The sequence below is a fragment of the Candidatus Zixiibacteriota bacterium genome (genome assembly GCA_029860345.1).
GTDB lineage: Bacteria > Zixibacteria > MSB-5A5 > GN15 > FEB-12 > JAJRTA01.
Window position 1 is genome coordinate 335,649 of the sequence record JAOUBJ010000001.1, and the last position, 24,741, is coordinate 360,389.

Annotated in this window: 20 protein-coding genes; 11 read left to right on the forward strand and 9 right to left on the reverse strand. The window is 54.0% G+C overall.

Annotated features, from left to right (window positions below; translation table 11 throughout):
* The first annotated feature begins 46 nt into the window (after positions 1–46).
* From OEV49_01045 to OEV49_01065, 5 genes are all read left to right on the forward strand, one after another.
* Positions 47–1,444, forward strand: a complete 1,398-nt coding sequence (locus tag OEV49_01045; protein ID MDH3889642.1) for a sodium:solute symporter family protein — start codon at positions 47–49, stop codon at positions 1,442–1,444.
* 20 nt (positions 1,445–1,464) lie between these two features.
* Positions 1,465–1,941, forward strand: coding sequence for a transcription elongation factor GreA (greA, locus tag OEV49_01050; protein MDH3889643.1), 477 nt, complete (start codon positions 1,465–1,467; stop codon positions 1,939–1,941).
* Between the two features lie 658 nt (positions 1,942–2,599).
* Positions 2,600–4,369 (forward strand): hypothetical protein, encoded by a 1,770-nt coding sequence (locus tag OEV49_01055; protein MDH3889644.1) that lies wholly within the window; start codon positions 2,600–2,602, stop codon positions 4,367–4,369.
* Between the two features lie 744 nt (positions 4,370–5,113).
* Positions 5,114–6,406, forward strand: coding sequence for a hypothetical protein (locus OEV49_01060; GenBank protein MDH3889645.1), 1,293 nt, complete (start codon positions 5,114–5,116; stop codon positions 6,404–6,406).
* Positions 6,407–6,457: 51 nt separating this feature from the next.
* Positions 6,458–7,357, forward strand: coding sequence for an IPTL-CTERM sorting domain-containing protein (locus OEV49_01065; protein MDH3889646.1), 900 nt, complete (start codon positions 6,458–6,460; stop codon positions 7,355–7,357).
* A gap of 90 nt (positions 7,358–7,447) precedes the next feature.
* On the opposite strand, the gene OEV49_01070 is transcribed toward OEV49_01065, so the two are convergent.
* The gene (locus tag OEV49_01070; GenBank protein MDH3889647.1) at positions 7,448–7,618 is read right to left on the reverse strand and encodes a hypothetical protein; all 171 of its coding nucleotides are present in this window, start codon (positions 7,616–7,618) and stop codon (positions 7,448–7,450) included.
* Between the two features lie 443 nt (positions 7,619–8,061).
* On the opposite strand from OEV49_01070, the gene OEV49_01075 reads away from it, so the two are divergent.
* The 4 genes from OEV49_01075 to OEV49_01090 all read left to right on the forward strand — a co-directional run bounded on the left by OEV49_01075 (position 8,062) and on the right by OEV49_01090 (position 12,596).
* A complete protein-coding gene (locus OEV49_01075) occupies positions 8,062–9,087 on the forward strand; it encodes a cysteine synthase family protein (protein ID MDH3889648.1) in 1,026 nt (341 codons plus the stop codon).
* An 8-nt stretch (positions 9,088–9,095) separates the two neighbouring features.
* Positions 9,096–10,268, forward strand: coding sequence for a PLP-dependent aspartate aminotransferase family protein (locus OEV49_01080; GenBank protein ID MDH3889649.1), 1,173 nt, complete (start codon positions 9,096–9,098; stop codon positions 10,266–10,268).
* Between the two features lie 137 nt (positions 10,269–10,405).
* A complete protein-coding gene (locus OEV49_01085) occupies positions 10,406–11,230 on the forward strand; it encodes a methyltransferase domain-containing protein (protein MDH3889650.1) in 825 nt (274 codons plus the stop codon).
* Between the two features lie 166 nt (positions 11,231–11,396).
* Positions 11,397–12,596 (forward strand): Fic family protein, encoded by a 1,200-nt coding sequence (locus OEV49_01090; protein ID MDH3889651.1) that lies wholly within the window; start codon positions 11,397–11,399, stop codon positions 12,594–12,596.
* A 16-nt stretch (positions 12,597–12,612) separates the two neighbouring features.
* Here the strand turns inward: OEV49_01090 and OEV49_01095 are convergent, their stop codons facing one another.
* From OEV49_01095 to OEV49_01115, 5 genes are all read right to left on the reverse strand, one after another.
* Positions 12,613–13,338, reverse strand: coding sequence for a PIG-L family deacetylase (locus OEV49_01095; GenBank protein MDH3889652.1), 726 nt, complete (start codon positions 13,336–13,338; stop codon positions 12,613–12,615).
* A gap of 54 nt (positions 13,339–13,392) precedes the next feature.
* A complete protein-coding gene (locus tag OEV49_01100) occupies positions 13,393–14,694 on the reverse strand; it encodes a hypothetical protein (GenBank protein ID MDH3889653.1) in 1,302 nt (433 codons plus the stop codon).
* An 11-nt stretch (positions 14,695–14,705) separates the two neighbouring features.
* Positions 14,706–16,172 (reverse strand): outer membrane protein transport protein, encoded by a 1,467-nt coding sequence (locus tag OEV49_01105; protein ID MDH3889654.1) that lies wholly within the window; start codon positions 16,170–16,172, stop codon positions 14,706–14,708.
* A gap of 625 nt (positions 16,173–16,797) precedes the next feature.
* A complete protein-coding gene (locus OEV49_01110; protein ID MDH3889655.1) occupies positions 16,798–16,980 on the reverse strand; it encodes a hypothetical protein in 183 nt (60 codons plus the stop codon).
* Between the two features lie 542 nt (positions 16,981–17,522).
* Positions 17,523–19,643: a sigma 54-interacting transcriptional regulator gene (locus OEV49_01115; protein MDH3889656.1), complete on the reverse strand. Its 2,121-nt coding sequence runs from the start codon at positions 19,641–19,643 to the stop codon at positions 17,523–17,525.
* A 1,352-nt stretch (positions 19,644–20,995) separates the two neighbouring features.
* Between OEV49_01115 and OEV49_01120 the strand changes: the two genes are divergently transcribed.
* Positions 20,996–21,736, forward strand: a complete 741-nt coding sequence (locus tag OEV49_01120; GenBank protein ID MDH3889657.1) for a hypothetical protein — start codon at positions 20,996–20,998, stop codon at positions 21,734–21,736.
* 13 nt (positions 21,737–21,749) lie between these two features.
* A complete protein-coding gene (locus OEV49_01125; GenBank protein ID MDH3889658.1) occupies positions 21,750–22,010 on the forward strand; it encodes a hypothetical protein in 261 nt (86 codons plus the stop codon).
* Positions 22,011–22,347: 337 nt separating this feature from the next.
* Here the strand turns inward: OEV49_01125 and OEV49_01130 are convergent, their stop codons facing one another.
* The 3 genes from OEV49_01130 to lepB (OEV49_01140) all read right to left on the reverse strand — a co-directional run bounded on the left by OEV49_01130 (position 22,348) and on the right by lepB (OEV49_01140) (position 24,721).
* Positions 22,348–23,049, reverse strand: coding sequence for a DUF1573 domain-containing protein (locus OEV49_01130; protein ID MDH3889659.1), 702 nt, complete (start codon positions 23,047–23,049; stop codon positions 22,348–22,350).
* A gap of 99 nt (positions 23,050–23,148) precedes the next feature.
* Positions 23,149–23,892 (reverse strand): signal peptidase I, encoded by a 744-nt coding sequence (gene lepB, locus OEV49_01135; protein ID MDH3889660.1) that lies wholly within the window; start codon positions 23,890–23,892, stop codon positions 23,149–23,151.
* 121 nt (positions 23,893–24,013) lie between these two features.
* Positions 24,014–24,721: a signal peptidase I gene (gene lepB, locus OEV49_01140; protein ID MDH3889661.1), complete on the reverse strand. Its 708-nt coding sequence runs from the start codon at positions 24,719–24,721 to the stop codon at positions 24,014–24,016.
* Positions 24,722–24,741 lie beyond the last annotated feature (20 nt).

Below are 24,741 nucleotides of genomic sequence, written 5' to 3' on the forward strand. Positions count from 1 at the left end.
GGCGAGGTGCTCCTTGTGGGCTGCTTCCGAGTAGTGTAAAGAACTTATGCATGTTATCGATTACAGTCTGATCGCTGCCTATCTCGCTTTACTCCTTTGGCTGGGGTTGCGCTATCGGGTGGAGGGCGGCAGTGGCGCGCGTGACATGATCGTTGGCGGGCGGATGCTTACGCTGCCGGCCTTTGTGGCCTCGCTGGTGTCCACCTGGTATGGTGGCATCTTAGGGGTGGGCGAATACAGTTACAACTACGGGCTGTCCAACTGGTTGGTTTTCGGGTTGCCGTACTATCTCGCGGCTGCTCTTTTTGCGATATTCCTGGCGCGCAAAGCCCGCCAAACAGAACTGCTCACTATCCCTCAGCGACTGGGGCAGGTGTACAACAGTCGGACAGCCATGGCCGGGGCGGTGACTGTCTTTTTCATGACAGTGCCGTCGGCTTACATCCTGATGTTGGGCGTGCTGTGTCAGTTCCTTTTCGGGTGGCCGGCCTGGGCTGGGATTCTGGGAGGGACCTTATTCTCGATAGTCTATGTTTTCACCGGCGGCTTCAAGTCGATTGTACGCACAGATGTGCTCCAGTTCGGGCTGATGTTTGTCGGCTTTGGCGGGTTGTTGGGGATGCTGTTGGCAGAGTATGGCGGGCTGGATTTTCTGGTGGCCAGCCTTCCCCAAACGCATCTCACCTGGCATGGCGGTAATTCCGGATGGTACATAGCCGTTTGGTATGTGATCGCGCTTGCAACGATGATCGAACCTGCGTTTTACCAACGCTGCTACGCAGCCCGATCACCCCGGACAGCCCGTCGGGGGATATTTATTTCAATAGGCTGTTGGTGCTTGTTCGATTTCATGACCACCACGTGCGGTCTGTATGCCCGGGCCTTGTTGCCGGAGCTGGCCGACCCGGTGGGAGCTTATCCGGCTTTGGCGCAGGCGGTCCTGCCGGTTGGTTTGATGGGTCTGTTCGCGCTGGCGCTATTGGCCACGGTGATGTCGACCGTGGATTCCTACTCATTCCTGGCCGCCTCGACCTGGGGTCACGATGTCGTTCCACGCCTGAGAAAACTGGACGACCAGGGTATTGTCCGTCAGACGCGGATCGGCCTGCTTTTGTCCAGTGGGCTGGCGGTCGTGTTGGCCCTTTTCTTTCGGTCGGTGGTGGATATCTGGCATGCCCTTGGTTCGATCGGCACTCCGGCCCTGCTGGTGCCGCTGTTCACCGCCTTTGTGGGCAATCGTCGTCTGCCGCCGCGAGTCGCGTTCGTCTCGATAGTCACGAGTTCATTGCTATCTCTGGTGTGGTACTTGTCAAAGTATATGAACATCGACGGCAGCTACTGGTGCCAGGTCGAACCTATCTTCCCCGGCTTGCTTTGGTCATTGGTTTTGTTCGCCGTTTTTTCGCGTCGTTCACCGCAGCCTGACTTGCCAGAATCCCGTTAGTTAATTATATTGATCTGGTTATGAGCGAATCGATCAAAATGTCACGAGCCGCGCTGGTCAAACTCGAGGCGGAGTTGAAACGTCTCAAGTTCGAAGAGCGCCCGAAAATCGTCGCCGAGATTAAGCGCACCATGGAGTTGGGCGACCTCTCCGAGAACGCCGAGTATCACGCCGCCAAAGAAACCCAGCGACACCTTGAGGCCAAACTGGCCGACCTGGAATACAGCCTGTCGCGAGTGGAACTGATCGATACCGATGCTATCCCATCGGACAAAGTTTACTTGTACGCCAAGGTGCTGGTGAAAGACCTCAGTGACGGTGAAGAGATTGAATACACTATAGTGCCGGCCGAAGAAGCGGATGTCGACAACGATATCATCTCGGTCAAATCGCCGGTAGCCTCGGCCATGCTGGGCAAGGCAGTCGGCGACAAGGTCGACATCAAAGTCCCGGTCGGGACGATCAGCTACGAAATTCTAAAGATATCCCGCGATTGAAAGCTGGGTGGCCAGGCTGGTGTTTTCGTTGTCGCGTGGAGCGAAGACACGATCAGACCCATCCGTTGGGGGCAGTAGCGAATGCAGAACTGGATGTCGGTTCAAGATCGGCATGATAGATACTGATGTCGAAACCTGCCCTTCGACTGGTTCATGCTTCGACTCCGCTCAGCATGAGGTTGTCGACACCTCGCCCTTCGACTGCGCTCAGGACGACACGGTCAAGCCGTGACTTTCACCCTGCGGGTCAGGGATTTCGACCTACCGCAGTGGGTGGGACGGCAGGTGTCGGGCGGGGTCGCCCAACACCACCTGCGATCTGGACCTTGTGGACTGGTCCGTTCAGGTGCTGTCAGGCGACTCGCCTGACGGCCTTTGGGTGGGACGGCAGGTGTCGGGCGGGGTCGCCGCGACACCACCTGGCGGCAGATGTGGACATCTGCCGTGCACGAAACACCACCGAACCGAGAGATTGCCACGACATCCCGCCAATAGGAGCCACTTTTGGCCGCGGGATTCCTCGCATTGCCGGTTCCGTAGGTTCGTCAGCAAGCCCGTTGCGTGGGGTGGCAGAGTTGTCGGGCACAGTACAAACTTGACAGAACAGCCGCTCAGATCGTCTATAGGTGAAGCACAAGCATATTCGTGGGAGGATCAGATGCATCAACTATACAGCGTTATAACAACCGGTCTGATCGGACTCTTGGTAGTGGGCGGCACAGCCTGGGCGGGTGCGGCCGGTGAAGCCAAAACCACCCGCGTGGCGACGGGCCTTTGCCTGAGCAACGCCCGGCTTTCACCAATCGGAGACCGCTTGGCCGTTACCAGGCGCAACTGCGATCATGACCCGCACCTGTCGGATTTCGAACCTCGTGTGGAGTTGTTGATCTCAGAGATAGGCAGCTCGGACTTCCGGAGCGTGCTGGCAGCCACCGATATCGATTATGTCAGTTGGTCGGCTGATGGAAAGCAGATCCTGGCCCGCGCCAAAGCGGACGGAAAACACCAGATCATGCTAATCGATGTGGATAGCGAAACCAACAGGCAGCTTGACCTCCTCCCAACCCAATCTTGCTGGTCGCCTGATGGACGCATCATAGCCACTTCGAGGCGCGGTGGTATACTTCTGTTCGATCTGACGACCACCGATTCAACGATCCTGCGCCTGCCCGATTCGACAGTCGGGCCGAGACGGATGGATTGGAGCCCCACTGGTAGGCATATTCTCTTCACGATTGGTCGGTCATCGAACAAACCTTGCCCCCTGTGGACGGTCGCTGTCGACGGTAGCACGGCGCCCATGCTGATTGACACGGCGGTGTTTTCAGGCCGATGGTGTCCGGATGGTGACGGCGTTAATGTTTTGCAATGCGGTCCGCGGTTGAACAAGTCGTTGGTCAGGATACCAATCGATCCGGAAACCGGAGCGCCTCAGGGCGACGGGACGACTCTGCTGCAGGGGATAGAGGGGGATGGCAGCTTCACCGTCTCTGCCGATGGGCGACGGCTGCTTTACGAGGAGGAAGTCATGGGGTCTGATGTGTGGCTGTTTGAAAGAACAACGTCTGGCAGCTATGTCAAGAAACTACTGCACAGCGACAACAGACCTCTGCGGTCACCGGCTATTTCGCGCGACGGCGAGAAACTGCTCTGCGTGCGCGAGTTTAATTCTGGCTGGGGACCGAGCGATATCTATGTGTTTGACCTGACCTCCGGGGAAGCTGACTCGGTAACGACCACAGCCAGTTTCACGCCATCGGCGGCCTGGTCGCCGGACGGTCGGTTCATTGCCTTACCCACCGGCGAGGGTGACTATTGTTCAGAATCCTACCTGACCGCTGTTCCAGCCGCCGGTGGCCCGCACAGGGTTTTTGAAACAGAAGTTACCAGGCGCTGTGGACCTCAGATCGCGTGGCAGCCTATGGAATTCATCAGCTACTTCGGCAAGACGAACAAGAACCGCAGTTGCTACTACCCTGATGTCGACAGTAGCGGACTGTTTTATTCACTGGACACACTGATGCTCCTCCCCGAGCATCACTCGGCGGCGATAGTATCACCAGATGGTCGGATGGCGGCGGTATACACGCACGGTGACTACCTGGGAATTATTCCATTGGCCGACCCGGCAGGGTACTACACAATCCGGGGTGACTTCTGGCCCCTGATGTGGTCGACCGACGGAGAGGTACTGTTCGTCTGGAAGTTCGAGCGCGATCGTGCAATCTGTCGACTCGCCCTGGGCTCCCGGGAGCCTGAGACAATACTTGAACTGTCGTTTGATACACCTTGGGACTACTTCCTATACGATCTTCCCGAACCGCCCGGAGTTGCCATAGATCCTTCGGGGGAAAGAATCGTCTACATTGAGGGCACTAATCGCAGCGACATTTGGCTGGTGGAAGATTTCGATCCTGGTGTAGAATGATCGCGACTTGACAGACCATAGGCCCTGTCGATTTCATACCTCGACCGCGCTCGGCATGACACGTACAAAGAAGGCGGGGTCACGCCTCGGCGCGCAGGCGAAGACGGACCCCGCCCTACAAGCTGGTTTCCGGTCAGGCGAGTCACCAGACAGCACCTGCAATCTCAATCGTTGAGTGACTCGCTGAGTGAGATTGCCGCGCTCAGCCGCGAAGCGCGGATACGCTCGCGATGACTCGAATGCGGACTTCTTCGACAAGCCCGAACGGTCGGTATGGCTCAGTTTGACCGGCAGTGCTTCGCACCACACAAACAAAGTAAATAAGGCCTTTTTGTCATATATCGCTTGACAACTGCACTCACACGAGGTAAGATAAGCATGTACAAACTTACGCAGCGGAATTCGCTGACGACTTCAGGTTTTAGGGACGTTATCAGAAAGGAGATGTTAGGCAATAATTCCACAAGAGAAAAGTTAACGCAAGCCTTCACGGGCTGATCTTTACAGCATTTGCGGGACCGCCCAAGAGTAAATGCATCTTTCGATTGTCGTCCGACGGTCTCAAACAACATTCGACATACTAATCGTGATTCATCATCGCACTCTGCGTTTCAGTGTGTGATGTTTGGGGTGGGCGTTGGCCTGCCTGAGTGAGAACATGAAAACGTGGATATAAGTCCACTGTAAGGCGGAAACCATTATGGCATTGATCTACGGAACTCATCATCGAAAGGTGGAAGCGCAATGAGACGCATTACTCCAAAGGAGGCCGATGTGTGGCCGCCGACAGCGAGCACAGCCGCCTCGGTACGACAATTGGGCCGGATTCTACTTGTAGCTATCGTGGTCTTTTCATGCGGCTGGTCCCTTGCGCAGGCCGCTCCTGAGGACTGGGATATCTACCTCACGATAGACAACTTCGGGACAGTCTACGCAGGTACCAACACACAAACTGTCGGAGGGCCTATCGGCGTATCCAACTCATGGCCGGTGGAAGATCATTTTACGACGACGCAGCCGTCTGACGCCTACCTTTATGTGGCAGCTTCATCGGATCATAGTATTGCTCAGGGATTTATCTGCAAGTTCATCAACATGACGCGGTATTTGGAGGGGTTCACCGGAGAACCGGCCTGGGAGGTCTTTCCCGCCGGTAAATATGCAAGTGCCCTGGGGATACCTGATCCCTGGCCGGCCAGCACTCAGCCGACACAAGCACAGGTCGATGCAGCCATCGCCTACGCGACGGCCAACAACCTTTGGGTGGCTCCAACGAGCGTTCCCGGCTATGATCTTGATCCCACTACTCCCACCGCACCTTTCTCATATGTCTGGGGTTACGGTTTCCCGAATATCTGGGTTGCGGCCTATTCACCCAGGCAGGCGAAGTGGATTTGGTATGAGAGCGGTCTCGTTCCCAGCGGCACGTTTTCGACCCCGTTCCAGGCCGGGAATCATCACGAGTTCCTGGTGTTCCGCATTCACGGCACCATACCGGGCGAGTATATCGAAGACTGCGGCACCATAATCCAAGGTGTCGAATGCCAGTTGTTTGATTCTGACAATTACGGAGTCTACATACTGGCCGACTATGGTGGTTTCACGGTCGGCGATCGGGTACTGGTGAAGGGACGATTGATGTCCCAATGCATTTCGTTTTGCCAGCAGGGCGACGGCTGTTTTCAGTACAACACGATTGAAGCTTGTCCCGGCATCCAGTTCTCAGTCTGCGGTACTATAATCCAAGGTGTCGAATGTTGGCTGCTTGATGCCGACAACGGCCTGGTTTATGAAGTTCAGAATTTCGGCAGCTTCAATCTCGGAGATCGTGTATTGGTAAGGGGCATAATACCCCCGGAATGCTTCTCGTTTTGCATGCAAGGCGACGACTGCATTCGAGACAACACGATAGAGGCTTGTTCCGGAGAAATTCCCACCCTGACCGAATGGGGGATGATCATCTTTTGCGTGCTGCTGTTCGCTTGGATGGCCTGGATGCTGGCGAAAAGGAAAAAGAGAATAACAATAGGAATATAGCTACAGACAGAGGGTGAAACCAGAGAGGTTTCAGCATATGGAGAGGATGTTATGAGAAACCGCACGTGTTTTTGTCTTGTGGCCGCACTTATGTTCGTCACTGGACTCATCATACCTAGTGAAGCCGTCGCCGGCAGGGTGCATGCCAGGACCAAGATCACATATCGCCGTGTCTTCCTGGTCGGCTGGTGCAACAAGATGGACGCCGACTACTCCATGTTCACTTGGGGCAGCGCAATGTGCTATCGCAGCGTAAGAGCCAGAGCCTATGCCCTGGAGGAGTGGCGGGGCACAGACCCTGGACAGGTTCCATATCTATACAATAGGTGGTGGAAGACGGATTACAGAAAATACCGTGGGTACGCTAGTGCGTGGCACAGCGGGTCTATGCCTGCCCGTGCCAGCGAGATGGGACCGACAGCCTGCTCCGAGCCGGACACGCTCTCGCCGCCGATTCCCGGTGACACCATGACCGCAGCGGACTTTGCTATCAGCTACATGGACTCTGAGGAGGGCTACATCGATATCTCCATCGACTCGTCTTCGTTCCTTCAAGTATACTTGGGTGACGTCGAAGAGGGTGATTCGACCGAGATGGAGTGGAAAGTCGATATCAATGGAGAGGTCAGCCGAGTCCGCCTGGTTGGTTATGTTCTGCCCCCTGGAGCGGATTCTGTTGCACCGAGTGTGGATGGACTCTTTGCCGGGTGGACTTACACGCTGACGCCGTACCCGGATCGCGTTTACGTGTTAACTTTCGGCCCGCTTCACTTCACCGCGCCAGGGACCGTGGAGGATTCCTATTTGGAGATATCTTCAGGCGATGAGCCGATCACTGAAAATATCCCCACTCTTTCCGAATGGGGGATGATTGTGTTTTGTGCCTTGTTGTTCGCTTGGATGGCCTGGATGCTTGCGAGAAGGAGAAAGAGAATAACGGCAGGAATGTAGTTAAAGACAGACGTCGAAACCACAGGGGTGTTGACCATCAGAGGTGTGAGGCGCTGTCAGGCGAGTCGCCTGACAGCACCGCCACCCCGGCTACTCGTCTTCTTCGTAGATGCCTTCCAACTCCGATTCTTCATAGTACCCTTCTCCCTCTTCCGGATCGAGGTCGAAGGCCAAGTTGGCGCAACTTTCGGAGCAATAGCTGGCGCCGGCCATTTGGATAGGTTCATCCAGGATTCTCTCGGTACAATGAGCACAAACCATTTGAATTCCTCCAAATGCTTATATTAACACGGTACTATGCCTGAAATATCGGGCAACTCCTGTTTTTCTGAATCCATATTTTTATATGCACGACTTGTTGTCAACTTTTTTTTCGGGACTCCCGATAGAGAAGAACCCTTGCTCAGAAGGGCATTAGGTTGGTCGGGGACAATCCGAGAGACGGAAACATCTTGACAAATCCAAGTTACCTGTTATAATCCATCTAAGATAGGCATTCTTGGTACATATTTATGACACCGATTTACACCCAGAAGACGATTTGCCGAAACAATATAGTAGGCTGTTGTTGTTGTAGTCAGCAAGAATGGCGAGGTGTGCCTTAGTCTGCCTTTGTATAGGAATTCTTGAAGGTCCACCTCGACGGAGGTGGATTTTTTTGTTATGATAGGCAAGGTTATTGATAGTACTAGATGAAAGGGAAAATGAAAACAAAACAGCAAGGGATCCAGTCTGTGCAGCCAAGTGGCCAATTCTACGGTGAGGACATAACAGCCGCTATCGGCAATACGCCTCTTATAAGGCTCCGTCGAATGACCACGGTGCGCAATATCAAGGCGACCGTCCTGGTGAAACCGGAGTTCCTGAATCCGACCGGTTCGATCAAGGACCGGATGGTTGTCTACCTTCTCGACCAGGCGGTCGAGCGCGGCGAACTGCCGCCCGGTGGCACAATTGTCGAAGCAACCTCGGGCAACACCGGCGCGGCTGTAGCCATGTATGCAGCAGCTAACGGCTACAATACAATTCTGACTATTCCGGACAAGATGTCCGATGAAAAAGTCGACACCCTGAGAGCTTTCGGCGCCGAGGTGCATATTTGTCCGACCGCCGTTCCCGGTGAGTCTCCTGAGAGTTACTATGAGACCGCCAAGCGAATCCACCGCGAGACACCCGGTTCATACATGGTGGGGCAGTATTTCAACCTCGACAATATTGAAGCGCACTACCGACTGACCGGCCCTGAAATCTGGCGCCAGACCGGCGGGCGGATCGATGTGCTGGTAGGCGGCGTTGGGACCGGCGGTACTGTTTCCGGAACGGCCCGCTATCTGAAGGAGCAAAACCGAGAGATAGAAGTTGTGGGCGCCGACCCGATTGGTTCGGTCTACTATCAGTACCATCAGGATCAGACCATGATCCAGCCGCACCCCTACCAGGTGGAAGGAATCGGCGAGGACATTCTCTGCCCCACGATTGACTTTTCGGTGATCGACAAGATTTATCAGCACACCGACCAAGAGGCCTTTGTAGCCGCTCGCGAACTGACCCGCACCGAAGGAATATTCGGCGGCGGTTCATCCGGGGCGGCGGTACATGTGGCGCTCAAACATGCCGCCTTACTTGAGGAAGGAAAGATCGTTGTCGTGATTCTTCCCGACAGTGGCTTCAAGTACATCTCGAAAGTATTCAACGACGCCTGGATGCGTGAACACGGACATATCGATTAGAGGAGTTCATGGACGACCATCTCAAAGACAGAAAGTTAGCCACCCGCGCCGTGCACGCAGGTCGCGTTCCCGAGGACGGCACCAATTCGGTGACGACCCCGATTTATCCCAGTTCGACTTATCGTATCGCCTTCCCCGGTGACGAGTCGGGGCATGTCTATTCTCGCTGGTCCAACCCGACCCGGGTTGCTCTGGAATGCGGTCTGGCTTCGCTCGAAAGCGGAAACCACGCCTACGCTTTTTCATCGGGCATGGCGGCCGTCAGTGCCGTCACCAATCTGCTCAAGACTGGCGATCATGTGGTGGCCGTTGATGATCTCTATGGCGGTACACATCGTCTGTTCGACCGTTTGTTGGGTAATTTTGGTCTTGAGTTCAGCTACGTTGACGGACGCGACCCGAGCGCCTTCGAGAACGCAGTCAAAGAAAATACGCGCCTCTTCTGGCTGGAGACACCGACCAACCCGCTGTTGCGTCTGATAGATATCTCCGCGGTCGCGAAGATCGGTCGTGCCCACGACATTCTCACCGCCGTCGATAACACCTTCGCCACGCCTTATTTGCAGCAGCCGCTCAAGCAGGGCGCCGATATCGTACACCACTCTCTGTCCAAGTATCTGGCCGGACACTGTGACGTTATCGGGGGCGCCCTGGTCACCGGCGATGAGAAGCTGGCCGAGCGATTGTGGTTCAACCAATATGCGGTCGGGGCACAACTCGGTCCCTTCGAATCATGGTTGGTGCTGCGCGGCCTTAAGACCCTGCATGTGCGGATGGATCGGCATTGTGACAATGCCTGTCGGATCGCTGAATTCCTGCAAAGTGTTGATATCGTCGAACGAGTTTACTTTCCCGGGTTACAGACGGAGTCGTTGCCGAACGGTATGATGGGACCGGGCGGAATCGTGTCGTTCAGAATCAACGCCGACTTTGAGCAGGTTAAGTCATTCGCTATGGCCACCAAGCTCTTTGTGCTGGCCGAATCGTTGGGCGGCGTGGAGTCGTTGATCAACCACCCGGCTTCAATGACCCATGCCTCTATCCCGCGCGCTGTTCGCGAACCACGCGGGGTCGGGGACGGACTCATCAGATTGTCGGTCGGGTTGGAGGATGTTGATGATCTGGTGGCCGATCTTGAGCACGCTTTTGAGGTTATGCAAAGTCACAAAGTAGTCCGCTGACATTTCGGCGGTGACAGCCCGGCGGCGGCGGCCGCTGACAGATACAAGTACTTATCGTTTGGCCGGTCGATACGGTCGGATGTTATCGAATACCATGGTTCGATCAGTATGTCCATGAGACAGATTTGAGGTAGATTATGAAGACACACAGTTTCAATCAAGTGGCCGCGGATTACTCCCAGAAAGTAGCACCTTACCGTTTCTCTCAGTTTCTCACGCTGATTCATGAACTGGATCTCTTTGGCGATGAGAAGGTGCTTGACATCGGCAGTGGTCCCGGGGAATTGTCGATGGAGATCGCCAAACGTCTGGCCGATGGAGGCTTTTTGCAGGGGGTCGATCTATCGCCACAAATGATAGAGTTAGCCAGTCGAATTGCCGAGCAGCAGAAGCGCAAGAATGTTGCTTTCGCCGCCGGTGATGCTCTTGATTTGGAGTTTGAAGAAAACTCGTTTGATGTGGTCGTATCGTCCAATGCTTTCCCCTGGGTGCCGGATCGGCAGAAATTTCTCAATGAGGTGCTGCGCGTGTTGAGACCAGGTGGTCGGCTTGGGTTGGTGGCGCTGTCCAGTCGTTGCTATCAGGAGTTCTTTCACGCTTTCGCGCGGGTGGCCGCGAGTAATCCCGACCTGTTTCCCCAGGAACGACCGCACGACTCTATGGGCGCACGGTTGCACACGCCCAAGGAGTTATCGGAACTCGTCGAAGAAGCCGGGCTGAAAGTGATAAAACGGTTTTCCGCCTCGACCGAAGAACCGATAGATGCAGCCGGATATGTTGAACGGGTCAACGCTATCGTGGGCGAAAATTATCTGGACCACCTGAACAACAACGGCGCACAGACCAAAGCCCGCGCCTTGATTCTGGACGCTCTCAAGAGCAAAGTCGACTTGAATATTACTGAATCATCGGCCTTTGTTCTGGCGCGCAAACCGGGTTGGGATATCAACTACCAGATTTGAGGTGGGGATTGCTCAGACTCAGGTTTGATCCCGACGACAGGTCCAATATAATCCCAATCAATCTCCAATGAAACTGTAGTGTCGGCAGTTAACTTATTGTTATAATTGCCGATAGCTTCCAATAAAAAGCCATTGACAATACAATATCAAACCTATAGTATTAACTATGATTCAGTATCGGTTGCCAGATTCCTGGCTCAAGTACGATATTGGCGCGATTGCGGGAGACTTAGTGGAGGCAAAATCGGCTGTTATATCATTGCACTCCATGCCATACCAGCGCTCATGGGTCGAGCAATTGCAGCAGATCGAACTTAAGCGTGAAGTGGCCGGCACCTCACGAATTGAGGGTGCCGATTTCACCGAGAAGGAGTTGGACATTGCGCTGGGCGAATCGCCCGACCAACTGATTACCCGATCGCAGCGGCAGGCTCATGCAGCCAAGAATGCTTACCTATGGATAGCTACTATCCCGGACGACAGGCGCGTGGATGCAGAGTTAGTCAAGGAAATCCATCAGCGCATGGTGCGAGGAGCCGATGATGACCATTGCGAACCCGGAAAGCTCCGAGGACCGGATGACAATGTAACGTTTGGGAACCCGCGACACCGGGGTGTGTCCGGTGGCGACGAGTGTAGTGATGCTCTTGAGCGGATGGTTGCGGCAATTCAGACTGGGTACAACCAACACGATCCGCTGGTCCAAGCATTGGCAGTTCATTACCACTTCGCAGCCATGCATCCTTTCGTTGATGGCAACGGTCGAACGGCGAGGGCACTTGAGGCTCTCATGCTTCAGCGGGCCGGGCTCAGGGATTTCTGTTTCATTGCTATGTCGAATTACTACTATGATGAGAAGACGAACTATCTGGCTGCGTTGGCCGCTGTGCGTGCTAATGAGCATGATCTGACACCGTTTCTGAAGTTCGGTCTGAAGGGCATTGCCACCCAAAGCAAACGGGTGTTAGGAGAAATCAAGACTGCCGTGGCCAAGGCTGTCTACCGCGACACCATGTATGACCTGTTTAACCGTTTGCTGTCACCGAGGAAGCGAGTTATCCGAGAGCGTCAGCTTGCGATTTTGAACCTGTTGCTAAAACATGATGAGATGAGCATTGGCGACCTCTATTATATTCATACCAAGCATCTTTACACAAGACTAAAGAAACAAGCCGAAGCGTTTTTCCGTGACATAGACGGACTGATATCCATTGGTGCGGTCTCCATTTACAAGATCGCAGACCCATCCTTCGGAACCTTATATCGCCTTCGTTTGAATCTTGATTGGCCGACTGAGATCAGCGATACAGACTTTCTTGAGCGGATGAAAAACCTGCCCCAAGCAAAGACCTATCCATTCTTGTAACCAGCCCCCGACTTCCCTACTGGCCGCCCTCTTCCACCAGCGACATCATGTCCTGCACCTGGATCGGTTCGACAGCATAAAAACCCTGACCAAATTTGCACCCGGCCTGCAAACCGAATGATCGAGCCATCGAGGCGATGTGGTCGATGTAGTCTTTCTCTTTGTCCGGATTGAGAAACTGTGATTCGTGAGCGCAGAGTGCCTGGCACCATTGGTCGAAGTAGGCCGTGATGTCGACCACAAAGTTGGGCGCTACTCGCGGCGGCAGAAAGTAGTGAAAGATTCGTTTTACCAGATGAGGCTTACCCTTCAGGTCGGCTTTTTTGAGTGAACATAGATTGGCCGCGTTTATAGCCAGGATGCCGGCGGCGACATGGTCGGAATGCGACTGGCGGCGTCCGTGACCGACGTGGGGATAGGGCGCCAGGACTATCCTGGGCCGGGTCTTTCGAAGTATCTCACCCAGTTGTAGTCTTCGTGGATAGGTATCCTCAAGTCGCGTGTCTCCCCAATCAAAGGTCCGAACGATGTCCACGCCGAGAATTCCAGCTGCCTTCTCAACCTCGACGGCGCGGATATCAGCGTCGCCGCCGGTACCCATCTCACCCTGGGTGAGTATGACGATACCGCAACGGTAGCCCCTTTTTGTCAGGCTGATCAATACGCCGCCGGTGCCGACCTCGACATCGTCGGGATGAGCGCCAATTGAAAGCAGATCGTAGGTTTGTGAGTTGTCTGCCATCGCAATAAAAAAACCCGGAGACTCAGGTCTCCGGGTATGTCATTTAGTTTCGAATCAGTTTCCTGCGCCGTTGGCTTCAAAGTTGTCGGAATGGAACTTAAGCATATCGCGCATCAGCTCGAAAATGTACTGGTGGGTGGTGGCTGGGTTTTCATCGGTGCCGGTATACTCCACCACTGTTGGTGAGTAGCCGCTGCCCTCCAGGGTCGATATCCACGACATGGTCTGATCATGATAACCGTAGTGGACTTCCGGGCTGGTGGCGATCCAGATATCAACGCCGTCCAATTCGTTCCCGGTCATCATGTTTTCCAGGTTGTTTTCAAGCCACAGGTTCCAGATGGGTGGGTGGGGCTGTCCTGCGTAATCAAAGGGCAGGTGGAAATCAAAGTTGCGAACATCCTCGGTAATGATTCTGGAAATCAGAGTTGTTGAATCCAGTATGGCGTAGCCGGCCGTCCCACGGGTGTTCTCGTCGATGGTTATCAGCAATTCTGAGAAGCCACCGGGGGAAGTATGCGGTTCCGTCTCATAGTCGAGGGCGGTGTCGTGCGGCGAGAAGGCCATCGAAGCGCCAATAAACATCCTGGACAAAGGATAAGCCGCTAAGCTGTCAAAACGGTTTCTGAAGTCTTCGTTATCAACAAAACCGCCTTGTTCTTCGGCCACGATCTGAGCCATCAGACCTATCAAACCGTTACCTCGTCCGGCCGAGCCGTCAAAATCCAGCGGGCCATCGACGACCGTGATAGACGAGAAAGCGCCCGGGTGGACAAGAGAGGCTCTGAAAGCGCCATAAGCACCTGTGCCGACGCCGCCGATTCCACGAAAGTCCGGATTCTCGCTTGGATATTCCCAGGTCTTACTGATGTAGTCCATCAGGGTATTGCCGATTAAGGCGTCGTTGTTTCCCGCAGCAAAGACCTTTGATCCGGCGTACATGTAACCGCCGAAGGCTTCAGTCGGATCGGAGGGTATGGTGGCGATATACATGGGCACAATCTCACCAGACGAAATCATCTGGTCAGCCAGGTCTTTCAGGCCATGTTCAAGATAGAAACTGGCGTCCTGGCCGTGCGGCGGCAGAAGTAACAGCAAAGGCAACTCTCTGGCGCCTGATCCGCCGTAGTGCACCGGGAACGACGCCCGCGGCATATACAGCATTATTTGAATGAGCTGAAACTGATTGCGAAGCTGCAGCAGTAGCTCGTCCACAAAGACGTGATTCTTGGGAGACATACCGCCGGTCGTGATGTCGGTTGTGGTGATCAGAGATTCCCGGTCGGAGCAACCTCCAACCAAAGCTAAGACCAATATCACTGTAGACAATATTATGAGTATAGTCTTTCTTGCCATCACTGATCTCCTCAAAAGCGATAATTAAATGCAAACACTGTTTGGTACGTTGCGCCCTCGAAATCACCCGCGAAGTTTTCCGGATGACCGTTGCCGTCGGCATCTTCTAAGTCAGCCACGCTGGCTGAGGGGTGGCGGGTATAGCTGGTGGAAACGCCCAGGTCCCAGCGATCCAGATGCAACTGCGCTCCGGTGCTGAAAGTCAACTTGGTTCCCAGATCAAAAAACAGTGGGTGGAATTTTTCTTCTTTACGCGCCGGTGACTGATCGTAAGAAAAGCCGCCCATAATGGTGAAATTGTCGGAGTAATCGAAGGCGGCGCCGGCCATCAATTCGACGGTATTTGACCAATCCACGGTATTGGATATGTCAGCCGTGAAGAACTCTCTCATGTCGGTGGCGGTATCGGCCGCTCCGGTGAGACCCCGGTGATTGCTGTATTCGAAATTGAACCCGTCAAACTGCGACCAGAACGTGTATTCGGCATCGAAGGAGACCAGGAGCCTCTCCGAGGCCTGGTAAGCCATACCCAGACCGACCGTCGGCGGCAGTTTCAGCTTGGCTTCGTAATGAGCCGAGTCGACAACTTTACTGCCGGCCGTCAACAGGTGTTCAACCGTGCCTTGATGCTCGACCGGGTTGTTAAGTTTGGGCATGTAGAATTCCAAGGCACTCTCACCTTTGGCCGTAACGGTAAAGGGCACCGCCACCGATGCGCCCAGTGTGAGGTTTTCGCCGTGCTTAAGTTTGGCGCCCAGGTTGAACCCAAGGCCCCATCCGCTACCGTCGTTGGAAGCCCATTGGGTGACCTTATTACGCGGATAGAAAGCCGGCTCCCACTCCGAATCACGGGCCAGGTAAGGGTTGTTTCGGAAGATTATTTCGGTGTACAGCAAGTCTACCCTGAGCAGTTGCAAGCCCACACCCAATGAGAGCTTATCGGCAATGTGCTCGCGGGCCGCCGTCACCTGAAAGGCAACTACGTCAAAATTGTTCTGGAACTGGTTTTTGGGAAAGGTCAATGAGTCGTTGTAAGTACTCACCGGCCGGTAAAGGTCCCACATGACATTATAGTCAAACGGCTGGTAAGCCGAGATTCCGAAAACGGACTCACCAAAAAACGGCATGCGAACAGCAAAGCCGGCCGAGGGATTATTCAGTATCTCGTCGAAATTGTAACCGGGTTGCCCGTTGAAAATACCGGACTCATACTGACCACCCCAGAGATAGTTGGGAGTAATCTCATTGCGATACTGGAACAGGGCCAGATTGGCGCCCATTTGATTGTCCAATAGGTCGGCATAGCCTGCCGGATTGTAGTATGCGGCAGTCCAGTCGTCGGCCACGGCTCTGAAGGCGCCACCCATGGCGGTGGCTTTGACACCCACGCCGTTGGCCTCAAATCCGCTCGCCATGATACCCGGAGCCAGCAGCAACAGTGCCAAGAGTCCCGCTGCCGTAAACCTAACTATCCCCATTCTTTTCTCCATACGATTTATAGACCAAAACTTCATATTTCCCATCCGTGTCCTCATACCTATGTTGCAACCGCATCGGCGGTAATTCGCCTAACCGCCGCCGGTCAATACGTGCTGTAAAGGGCAAAAGCGAAGGTCGCCGATAGCCTGGGTACAGCAACTTGCAAACTTACAAAATGCCATCTGTATTGTCAAGGGCCGCACCCGCTTTTTTAGGCCGTCCGCCCGCTGTCTGAGCGGGCTTGCCAAAGCCACGTCGGCGCCACATTTAGAGACGTAAGCCGACTGGTGAGCGTCTAATGAAAACCGCCCATATTTGGCGAGGTTCTGAGGGCTTCGGTGGGTCCGAACCATGAGATCGCGGCAGATGTGGACATCTGCCGGTCACGGAAAGAAAGAGCCCCTGCTATCCGTCATTCCTGCGAGCGCAGGAATCCAGACTTTGATCTTGTGGGGCGGAGGCTTTCTAGTGGTTGCACAATCGGTAGGCGGCAGAACCAGAAGCGGCTCGTCCCTACATCGGTTCTCGGTGGGGCGTCGGCCGGTCGACCGGCACCCCACGCAGGTTTGGTAACGTTACTTACACCGTCATACTACAAGGTGGTTGCTGAGGAGAGGTGCCCCGTCAACAGGGACCGTCCCAAAAGCATTCCCACTGACCGCCACCGACGGGACAGCAGACCCAATACCAACCGTTAATGCAGGTTGCGATGCACTTCGGTGCGGCCTCGACCGTTGGCGTCAGAGTCGATACTGCAACCCCGAGCACCAGGGCAACGATAAAGACCAATGCTAACAGTTTCTTCATCCGATTTCACCTCCTTTGTGTGGTTGAGATTAACCTCCTACTCCTGCGGACACAATGCGTCCATCCCGGGACATCCGTCTTCTCTCCGTTCTATCATTCGGCCAACTGAAAGGTATCCTCGTGTTTACCGGCATAACCAAAAACCCACCCTTCCAAGCCGCCGAGGCTTCACGGGTAACCATCGCCAACGGTTTGCGCCACAACTCGTGCTGCTAAGCCGGTCCCGAATGTTGATTTTGAGTTGTCCTAATACTCCGCCATTAGCGTATCGAATTCCAGAAAGCGTGTCAAGCGAAAAGACGACTTTTTTGTCGGTGCTTGGTCCCATGCTACGCCGTTCATGATGCCACTGCGCTCAATATGACGTGGTGAGTGTCGTCCAATTCGGAAGATGGACCCCGGCCTTCGCCGGGGTGACAGACAAAGACCGCGCGGTTCGGCTGTGCTCATGCTTCGGCTGTGCTCATGCTGCGACTGCGCTCAGTATGACGTAGAGTGGCGCCGAAATTTAGAGCGGCCCCTGAATCTTGTGTGAAAGAAGATCAGTCGGTGACCGGTTGGGTCAGGGCGTACTTCTCGATGCGGCGGCGAACAGTGGCTTCGCTGACGCCCAACAGAAGCGCTGCTTCGCGGCGGTTCCAGTCGCACGATTCGAGCGCCTTGAGAGTGCGCTCGCGTTCGGACCCGGATTGTTTGGCCAGGGCGATCATGCGGTCGATGTCGTTTTTACCAACGGTGACAAGTTGTTTCACCCGCGCCTGCAACTCGCGCACGTTGCCCGGATACTCCTGAAGAGCCAGCACTGCGGCAAAATGATCGGCGCCGTCGCCGTTCGCGGTGAAACCGGCTTCTTTGAGGAAGTGCTGCACCAACGGTGCGATATCTTCGGTGCGGGCCGACAGAGGCGGCAGGGTCAGCGGTATCTCGTTGAGACGATGGTATAGATCGACCCGGAAATGTCCGTCGTGCATGCGCGCTTTGAGGTCGTGGTTGGTGGCGGCGATCAGACGGAAGTTGACTTTTTTGGACTTGTTGCTGCCAAGTTTGCGCACCTCGCGGGTCTCCAGCACTTCGAGTAGCTTGGCCTGAAACTCCGGGGTGGCGTCGGCGATTTCGTTCAGGTAGAAAGTCCCTTTGTCGGCCAGTTCGAGCAGTCCTTTGCGCTCTGCCTCGGCTGAGGTGAAGGCTCCTTTGGTGTGGCCGAACAGTTCCGCCTCGATCATCGGGTTGGGAATGGCGGCGGCGTTGACGGTGACAAACTCACCTTTGCGACCGGAACAGAAGTGCAGGTAGCGTGCCAACAAATCTTTGCCGGTGCCCGTATCGCCGGTGAGGAATACGGTCATCTCCGACTGGGCCACGTGCTCGGCCAAGTCGAGCAGTTTTTTCATGTCGTCGTTGACGGTGATGATGTTCGGGCAACCGTCGGATGTTTTGTCGACGTTGACAGGTGACGGTTGTCGGCTGAGTTGCGTTTCGACCTTTGCGATAAACGGCGTGATCCCCTCTGCCTCGAAATATTCTCGTGCCATGTACAGCATAGCCGTCCGCTCACTCTTGCTGTAGAGCCCGGACGCGGCGGCCAGGTAGCGGGCGACGGCCAACTCATAGCGGGTGCCGATCAAGTTGAACAGATCGATCGCTTTATCGAACCACTCGCGCGCCTGGGCCTCCTCGCTACGGTGCTGCGCCACCTGGGCGAAGATGCGCCAACAGGCTGCTATCTCGACACGCTCGTTGATTTTTTCTGCAACTACCAGGGCTTCGGATGCAAACTTCTCGGCCAGGTCGTACTTTTCAGTGGCGATATAGAGGTCGCCGAACAGTCGTTTGTTCTGTGAAATCAGGGCCGACTCCGGGGCGATAGTGAGCGACAGTTCCAGACCTTCTTTGAGCGCCTTTTCGGCGGCAGCGTATTTGCCATCGAGGATATTGATCCAACCAAGGTTCTCGAAGTAAATAGCTTTTTCACGCGGATACTTATCGAGGTACGGCTTACATTTGGCGATCCGCCTGCGGGCTTCTTTGATGTCACCTTTGAGGGCGTAGGGGATAGCGGAGTTGTAGAAGAAGACGACAGCAAGCTTCTCCTCTGAAGCTGAGACTGAGGGTCCATACTCTGAAAAAACAGAGAGCGATTCTGTAAGTCTTCCAGAACTCCACAACACACCCGCCAAATTGATTGCAAACCTCGTTTGATGAAGATTGTCCCCAATTTCTTCATAAATCCTTATGGCATTTTCTAGGTTTTCAACGGCTGATTGAGTATTCCCGGTCTGTAATGAGCCATAGGCCAAACGATTAAGCACCAAACCTGCCTTATGTTTCTTCCCGCACCTCAGATAATTCGCGTATGCTTCAAGCAAGACCTGCTTTGCATCAGCGTGCATCCCTTGAAGCGATAGGAGCCAACCTTTCGCATACTTGGCTCTGGCAAACATCTCAGTTTCAACCGAGTGCCGGAATATCTCCACCGCTTCATCAATGAATCTCTCGTCATAAGTGCCTAAGTAGGCGTTTGCCTCGGTCAGGAGGATACAGTAGAATCCATAGTCTCGGCTCGAGAGCAAAGACGCATCCAAGGCTTCCAGTGAACTCAGAGCTGAGGCGTATTCACTATTGCGGAGCAGTTGTTCTGTCGTGGTCAAGACTTTGGCGGTCATTTCCATTACCCTGATCTGGCGTAACCGATGAATCCATCAACTCCAAGAACCAAAGGAAAAGTGTGGGAGCAGTGTACCTGATGTCAAAACAACCAAACTTGTTCTTACTCGGGCTGGAGGATTTGGTTTGGCCATCGACCCACCCTATATCATCCATCTCCGGCCTGACGATAACCTGGTCTCTTTCTGGAAAGACCTTATCGGGGGCCCATTGCGTGGCTGTCACTGTGGGCGCGAATATCGCCACACAAAAGACAGCCAAAAGCAGAAGGACGACAGCCCTGCGTTTTCCCGAACCTCTGGTATTGCTCATACCGTTTATCATAGCTTTTACCTCCTGAAAACCGGATTACGGTCTATACTATAAGTAGTCGACCGACGGGTCAATCCGATTTACAGGTGTTGCTAGTTCATTTATTTCCGTTCAATTGTCGATACCACCGGTGGCGCACCTTCCGATCCCACAGCAAGCTGTGGGCCACCCGTTCAGGGGTCTCGACCTGCATATAATTGTGCCTTTACTCCATTAGCCACTTGAATCGTATGTTGATGTTTCCCTGCATACGCAAAGACCCAACCTCTCAAAGCCGTCGAGGGTCCACGGGTAACCACAAGCGACGGACACGATACAACTCGTCCTGCGATGCCTGACCCAAATGTTGCTCTCGAGTTGTCCTAACTTTACACCAAATGATAGGTAAAGCTTGAAATTGTGTCAAGGGATAAAACAGGTTTTCTTTAGTTCATACTTCGACTCCGCTCAGTATGAGGTGGTGTGTGCGTGGTCCTCTTCTTGTCATGCCGGACCTTGATCCGGCATCCATCCGGAGATGGCGGGTTCGAAGACGGACCCGCCCTACTAGATGCTTACATCACCCCGCCTGCGACGCTATAATGGCTGTCTGCGACGCATTTACCCCGAATGCGTCGCAAAACGATCCCTTTTCGACGCTAAAAGGGCTAACTGCGTCGCTTTTTGGTCGTGCTGCGACGCTGGGCGGTTTGCGGATAAGTCGAGCGACCGACCCGGGAAATTGTTCCCGGTCGCATTCGACTCGCATCGCATTGTAAGCCAGTCGGATGCAAGAAAGATAGCTATCTTACAAGGCGTTTGGCACGATTGTTGTATAGCATACCAGTGGACAGCGGAAGGTTCCCAACCTCTCTGCCGCAAGAGCGCGGAGTTGCCAATAGCCGGGTGTGGGTGTTGGGTTTCACACGGGTCAAGACGCCCACCCCCCACCCGGCAAAAAGAAAAGGGGTCAGAATATGAAAGAGTGAAAGGACGCCAATGAGCGAGGCGACATACGACAATGTTTTATTTGAATTCACTCTGGAAAAAGGGGTAAGCTATGTACAAGAAGACTTTTCAAGAACTGTTTATGGTGTTCATGGTGGTAGCCATGCTGAACGGCACAATGGGCTGTGATCTGACCGACTTCTCTTCGCAGCAGGAGCTGGATGAGAACGTCTCCGTTCGTCTGACGGCGAATAGTATCGCTCATGAGACACTGCTGGATGAGACCGAGGCGAAGGCGCACGTATTACAGAGTTGTATGGCCAATCAGGATGTCGCATGGGGTCATTCGTGGCTTCAGTCACAGGGATACGCCTTCGTCGATACCAATTCGTTGGTGCTGATTGAGATGGAGTACCGAACCGATCCGCCGATTCAGGATGACGAAATCACACGACCGGGCCTCTCAAAACAGGGTCCTGAACCGGGTCATACGCCGATCTTGATTCGTGCCGATACGATGGTTTGGCAGGCGTTTGAGAATCCGACGCATGATTCGGCCAATCATACCGCGTTATTGACCTATTGGCGGAACGGCGGCGAGCCACAGACAATATTCTTTGAGTTGGATATATCGGACAACCCGCCCGTAGTATTACGCGAAGGGCATGTTAGCTCCGAACAGTTCATCGCAGGTGATGTCGGGATAGTGGATTGGTGGGGATGTGTGGTGGGCGGCCTTGCCGCAGCCGGCACACTTTGTCTATTCACCAATTGCGGGTGGGGGCACTGTGTAGTCGCCGGCGCTGGGGCAGCAGTAGTAGGCTGCACAGCGCAAGCCATCTGGAATTGGTAAAGGAGGTACTGAATTGAGTGATTTCTTGTCCGGTAGATACCTTTTGTCCATGCTCGGTGTCCTCATCGGCGTGTTGGTGGCAGAAACTTGTGCTAACAGATTGGCGATGCCGATCCTTGGTTGGTTTATCGGCGGGTGTGTAATTGGGACCTCATTACACATCCGCTTTCCGGTCAAGAAAAGCGAGTGGTATCTCGCTAAGGCGATCGGAGCAGTGATACTGACCGGAATTGTGGCCAGCGCCGCTTACTATATCGCGGGTCGACTCCTGTAAGAGCGAGACCAAATCTAGGCCGGTTCGGTATGATCTGGCCACGGCGGGTCAGGATCTGCGGAGCGATTGCAGCCCCATGCAAGAAGGAAAGCTATCTCCGCCGGAGATTCACAGCTGTTGGTAACTCATTTAGTTTCGTTCAAATGTCGAAACCTGCCTGCGGCAGCCCTTCGGGCCAGGGGTATCGACCTACGCTTGCTTCGACTGCGCTCAGGGTGACGGTGAATGAGATTGCCGCGTCACCCGCTTGCAGCGGATTCCCCGCAATGACAAGTTCCGGCGGACTTGTTGGTGAAGATCGGATGCCGGATCATGTCCTGCATGACAAACGAAACGCCTACTGGCGTACGCGGTACATACGTTTGATGGGAAGGGAGTAGCGGATACCACTGCCGTCGTCGAGCTCAAAAGTGACGGAATGCTCAAACCCGGTAGGAATGGCCTCATCTTTGACAATAACGCCGCCCCAAACGGAGTCCATTGCCGGCACCATCTCAGGCATTTTTATGTCAAAGACCTGATCGGCGTAGTCGATAACTTTGATTCGATAATCGACTGAGTCCTTGTTGTGAATCCAGAATCTCGCCCGACGCCTTACTTCCGGCTTAAACTGCGAGACATCAAGACGCGAGGGACTGAGATGGATAGGCATGATCGTATCAGGCTCGGGCAGGAGTTCGGACTGGAACCTGATATAGTACTTGGCTTCTGAGATATTGGTTTCGATATAAGCGCTCTTGTTCACGATTCCCCTAAACGACTTGGTGGAGAAAAACAACTCCAGAGTGGTTTTTTCCCCGGGGGCCAATACAGAATCGGCCAGTGGCGCCTTGGTGCAGCCACAGCCTGGAACTACTTTGTTGATCACCAGAGTATCATCACCGGTAGACGCAATGGTAAAGCGATGACTTAGCACGGCGTGCTGCGCGGCACGCCCAAAATTGAAACTGTCTTCGGCGATTTCGATATCCGCACCCGCCTCTACCGTTGTGAACAAGACAGTCAGACCAAGGATCGATAGTAGCAGAACTTTTATCACTTAAAATGCCTCAAATTTCACTGTGTTTGATGTCGGTAAATCTCAATAGAGGAATCATCGGCCTTTCTCGCTAAAGAATGAACAGGTTCGGCCGCTCACTTAGATGATGGTGAAGAGGCGATCGAAACGTACCTTCTCATGGAAATGCACGACTTCATGAATAAACATCCGTGGCACCGAAAGCGGGTCCTGCCAGTTCACTTCCGGTGACGGCGATCGTGTATCATCCCACGACCAGTGGATCATCATGGCTTTGCCCACCACCAGGTCCTTTGATACCGGACCCCAATAACGAGAGTCGGAGGATTTGTCGCGGTTGTCGCCCATCATAAAGAAACTGTTATCCGGAACCACACGCGGGCCGTAATTGTCACGAGACGGCTGAATCCGCCTCTGGCCGGTTCTCAGAGTATCGACAAATTTGGAATCATCCGGGTCCGGGAACCGCCTGCCGTTGACATACAGTTGTTTGTTGCGAACCTCGACCGTGTCGCCGCCCACGGCAATGCAGCGTTTTATGTAGCGAGTGGTTGAGTCTTCCGGGAAGAGAAAAACGACTATGTCACCCGGCTCCGGTTCACGAAAAGCGGGGAAGCGGTATTCGACAAAGGGCAGGCGAGCGCCGTAGATAAACTGGTTGCACACCAAGAAATCACCCACCAGAAGGGTATCCTCCATTGACGACGAGGGGATTTTGTATGCGGCCAAAACACTGGTCTTGAGCACGAAAAACAGAAGGACGTAGACGACTAACTCCCTGAAAGTGCGCCACACGGAGTATTCCGGGGCTTGGGCCGGACTGCTTTGAGGAATTGGAGCGGGCTTTGTCGTTTCGTCGTTCATAGTCATATCCAGGTTTGGCCTTCTTCCGGGGCCGCTTTTTGTTAGTTATTTATACGCAGATTCCGGCTGGTGGTGCCATTAGTCTGGTGCATAGGCTCAAAGACAGGCCACAACGCACAGCTTATGAGACCAGATTGAACAGACGTTTCCACCTGACCTTCTCGAAGAAATAGATGGCGTTATGGACAAACAGACGCGGCACCGACAATGGATCGGAGACCGTTACCTCGCCTGAGGGATGGATATCATCATTCCAGGACCAGTGAATCATCATCGCCTCGCCCAGGATATTTGCCTGAGGCACCGGCCCCCACCAGCGCGAGTCGTAAGAATTGTCGCGGTTATCGCCCATCATGAAGTAATGCCCGGGTGGCACCACGAATGGTCCGAAGTTGTCCGGGCTGTCGGTTCCTCCGGCTCCTCGCGGCTCAATCCGCGGCTTGAGAAATTTGGATTTATCCGGGTCGTCAAAGCGCGCGCCGTTTACAAAAAGCTCTTTGTTCTTGATCGTCACTGTGTCGCCGGCCAGTGCGATACAGCGTTTGATATACTTGGTAACACCGTCACGCGGGAAGATGAAAATTACAACATCCCCTGGTTCGGGATCGTGAAAAGCAGGCATGCGCCAACCGACGATGGGCAGTTGTGCCCCGTACACGAACTTGTTGGCCAAAAGAAAATCACCCACCAGCAGAGTGTCCTCCATAGATTGCGAAGGAATCTTGTAGGCTTCAACAATCGAAGTCTTGATCAGCAGGGCCAGCACCACCGCCACCCCAACTTGTTTGACATTATCCCAAAGTGAAAGAGAAAGATTTTTGCTCGCCATTTACTGTTTCCTGTTTGGTT

What these genes read in the sequence shown, in the direction of transcription:
- OEV49_01055 (MDH3889644.1), top strand. Translation starts at nt 2,600, where the DNA reads ATGCATCAACTATACAGCGTTATAACAACCGGTCTGATCGGACTCTTG.
- OEV49_01105 (MDH3889654.1), bottom strand. Translation starts at nt 16,172, where the DNA reads ATGGGGATAGTTAGGTTTACGGCAGCGGGACTCTTGGCACTGTTGCTG.
- OEV49_01110 (MDH3889655.1), bottom strand. Translation starts at nt 16,980, where the DNA reads ATGAAGAAACTGTTAGCATTGGTCTTTATCGTTGCCCTGGTGCTCGGG.
- OEV49_01100 (MDH3889653.1), bottom strand. Translation starts at nt 14,694, where the DNA reads ATGGCAAGAAAGACTATACTCATAATATTGTCTACAGTGATATTGGTC.
- OEV49_01115 (MDH3889656.1), bottom strand. Translation starts at nt 19,643, where the DNA reads ATGACCGCCAAAGTCTTGACCACGACAGAACAACTGCTCCGCAATAGT.
- OEV49_01065 (MDH3889646.1), top strand. Translation starts at nt 6,458, where the DNA reads ATGAGAAACCGCACGTGTTTTTGTCTTGTGGCCGCACTTATGTTCGTC.
- OEV49_01120 (MDH3889657.1), top strand. Translation starts at nt 20,996, where the DNA reads ATGTACAAGAAGACTTTTCAAGAACTGTTTATGGTGTTCATGGTGGTA.
- OEV49_01045 (MDH3889642.1), top strand. Translation starts at nt 47, where the DNA reads ATGCATGTTATCGATTACAGTCTGATCGCTGCCTATCTCGCTTTACTC.
- OEV49_01070 (MDH3889647.1), bottom strand. Translation starts at nt 7,618, where the DNA reads ATGGTTTGTGCTCATTGTACCGAGAGAATCCTGGATGAACCTATCCAA.
- OEV49_01060 (MDH3889645.1), top strand. Translation starts at nt 5,114, where the DNA reads ATGAGACGCATTACTCCAAAGGAGGCCGATGTGTGGCCGCCGACAGCG.
- OEV49_01095 (MDH3889652.1), bottom strand. Translation starts at nt 13,338, where the DNA reads ATGGCAGACAACTCACAAACCTACGATCTGCTTTCAATTGGCGCTCAT.
- OEV49_01090 (MDH3889651.1), top strand. Translation starts at nt 11,397, where the DNA reads ATGATTCAGTATCGGTTGCCAGATTCCTGGCTCAAGTACGATATTGGC.
- OEV49_01085 (MDH3889650.1), top strand. Translation starts at nt 10,406, where the DNA reads ATGAAGACACACAGTTTCAATCAAGTGGCCGCGGATTACTCCCAGAAA.
- OEV49_01075 (MDH3889648.1), top strand. Translation starts at nt 8,062, where the DNA reads ATGAAAACAAAACAGCAAGGGATCCAGTCTGTGCAGCCAAGTGGCCAA.
- greA (MDH3889643.1), top strand. Translation starts at nt 1,465, where the DNA reads ATGAGCGAATCGATCAAAATGTCACGAGCCGCGCTGGTCAAACTCGAG.
- lepB (MDH3889661.1), bottom strand. Translation starts at nt 24,721, where the DNA reads ATGGCGAGCAAAAATCTTTCTCTTTCACTTTGGGATAATGTCAAACAA.
- lepB (MDH3889660.1), bottom strand. Translation starts at nt 23,892, where the DNA reads ATGAACGACGAAACGACAAAGCCCGCTCCAATTCCTCAAAGCAGTCCG.
- OEV49_01080 (MDH3889649.1), top strand. Translation starts at nt 9,096, where the DNA reads ATGGACGACCATCTCAAAGACAGAAAGTTAGCCACCCGCGCCGTGCAC.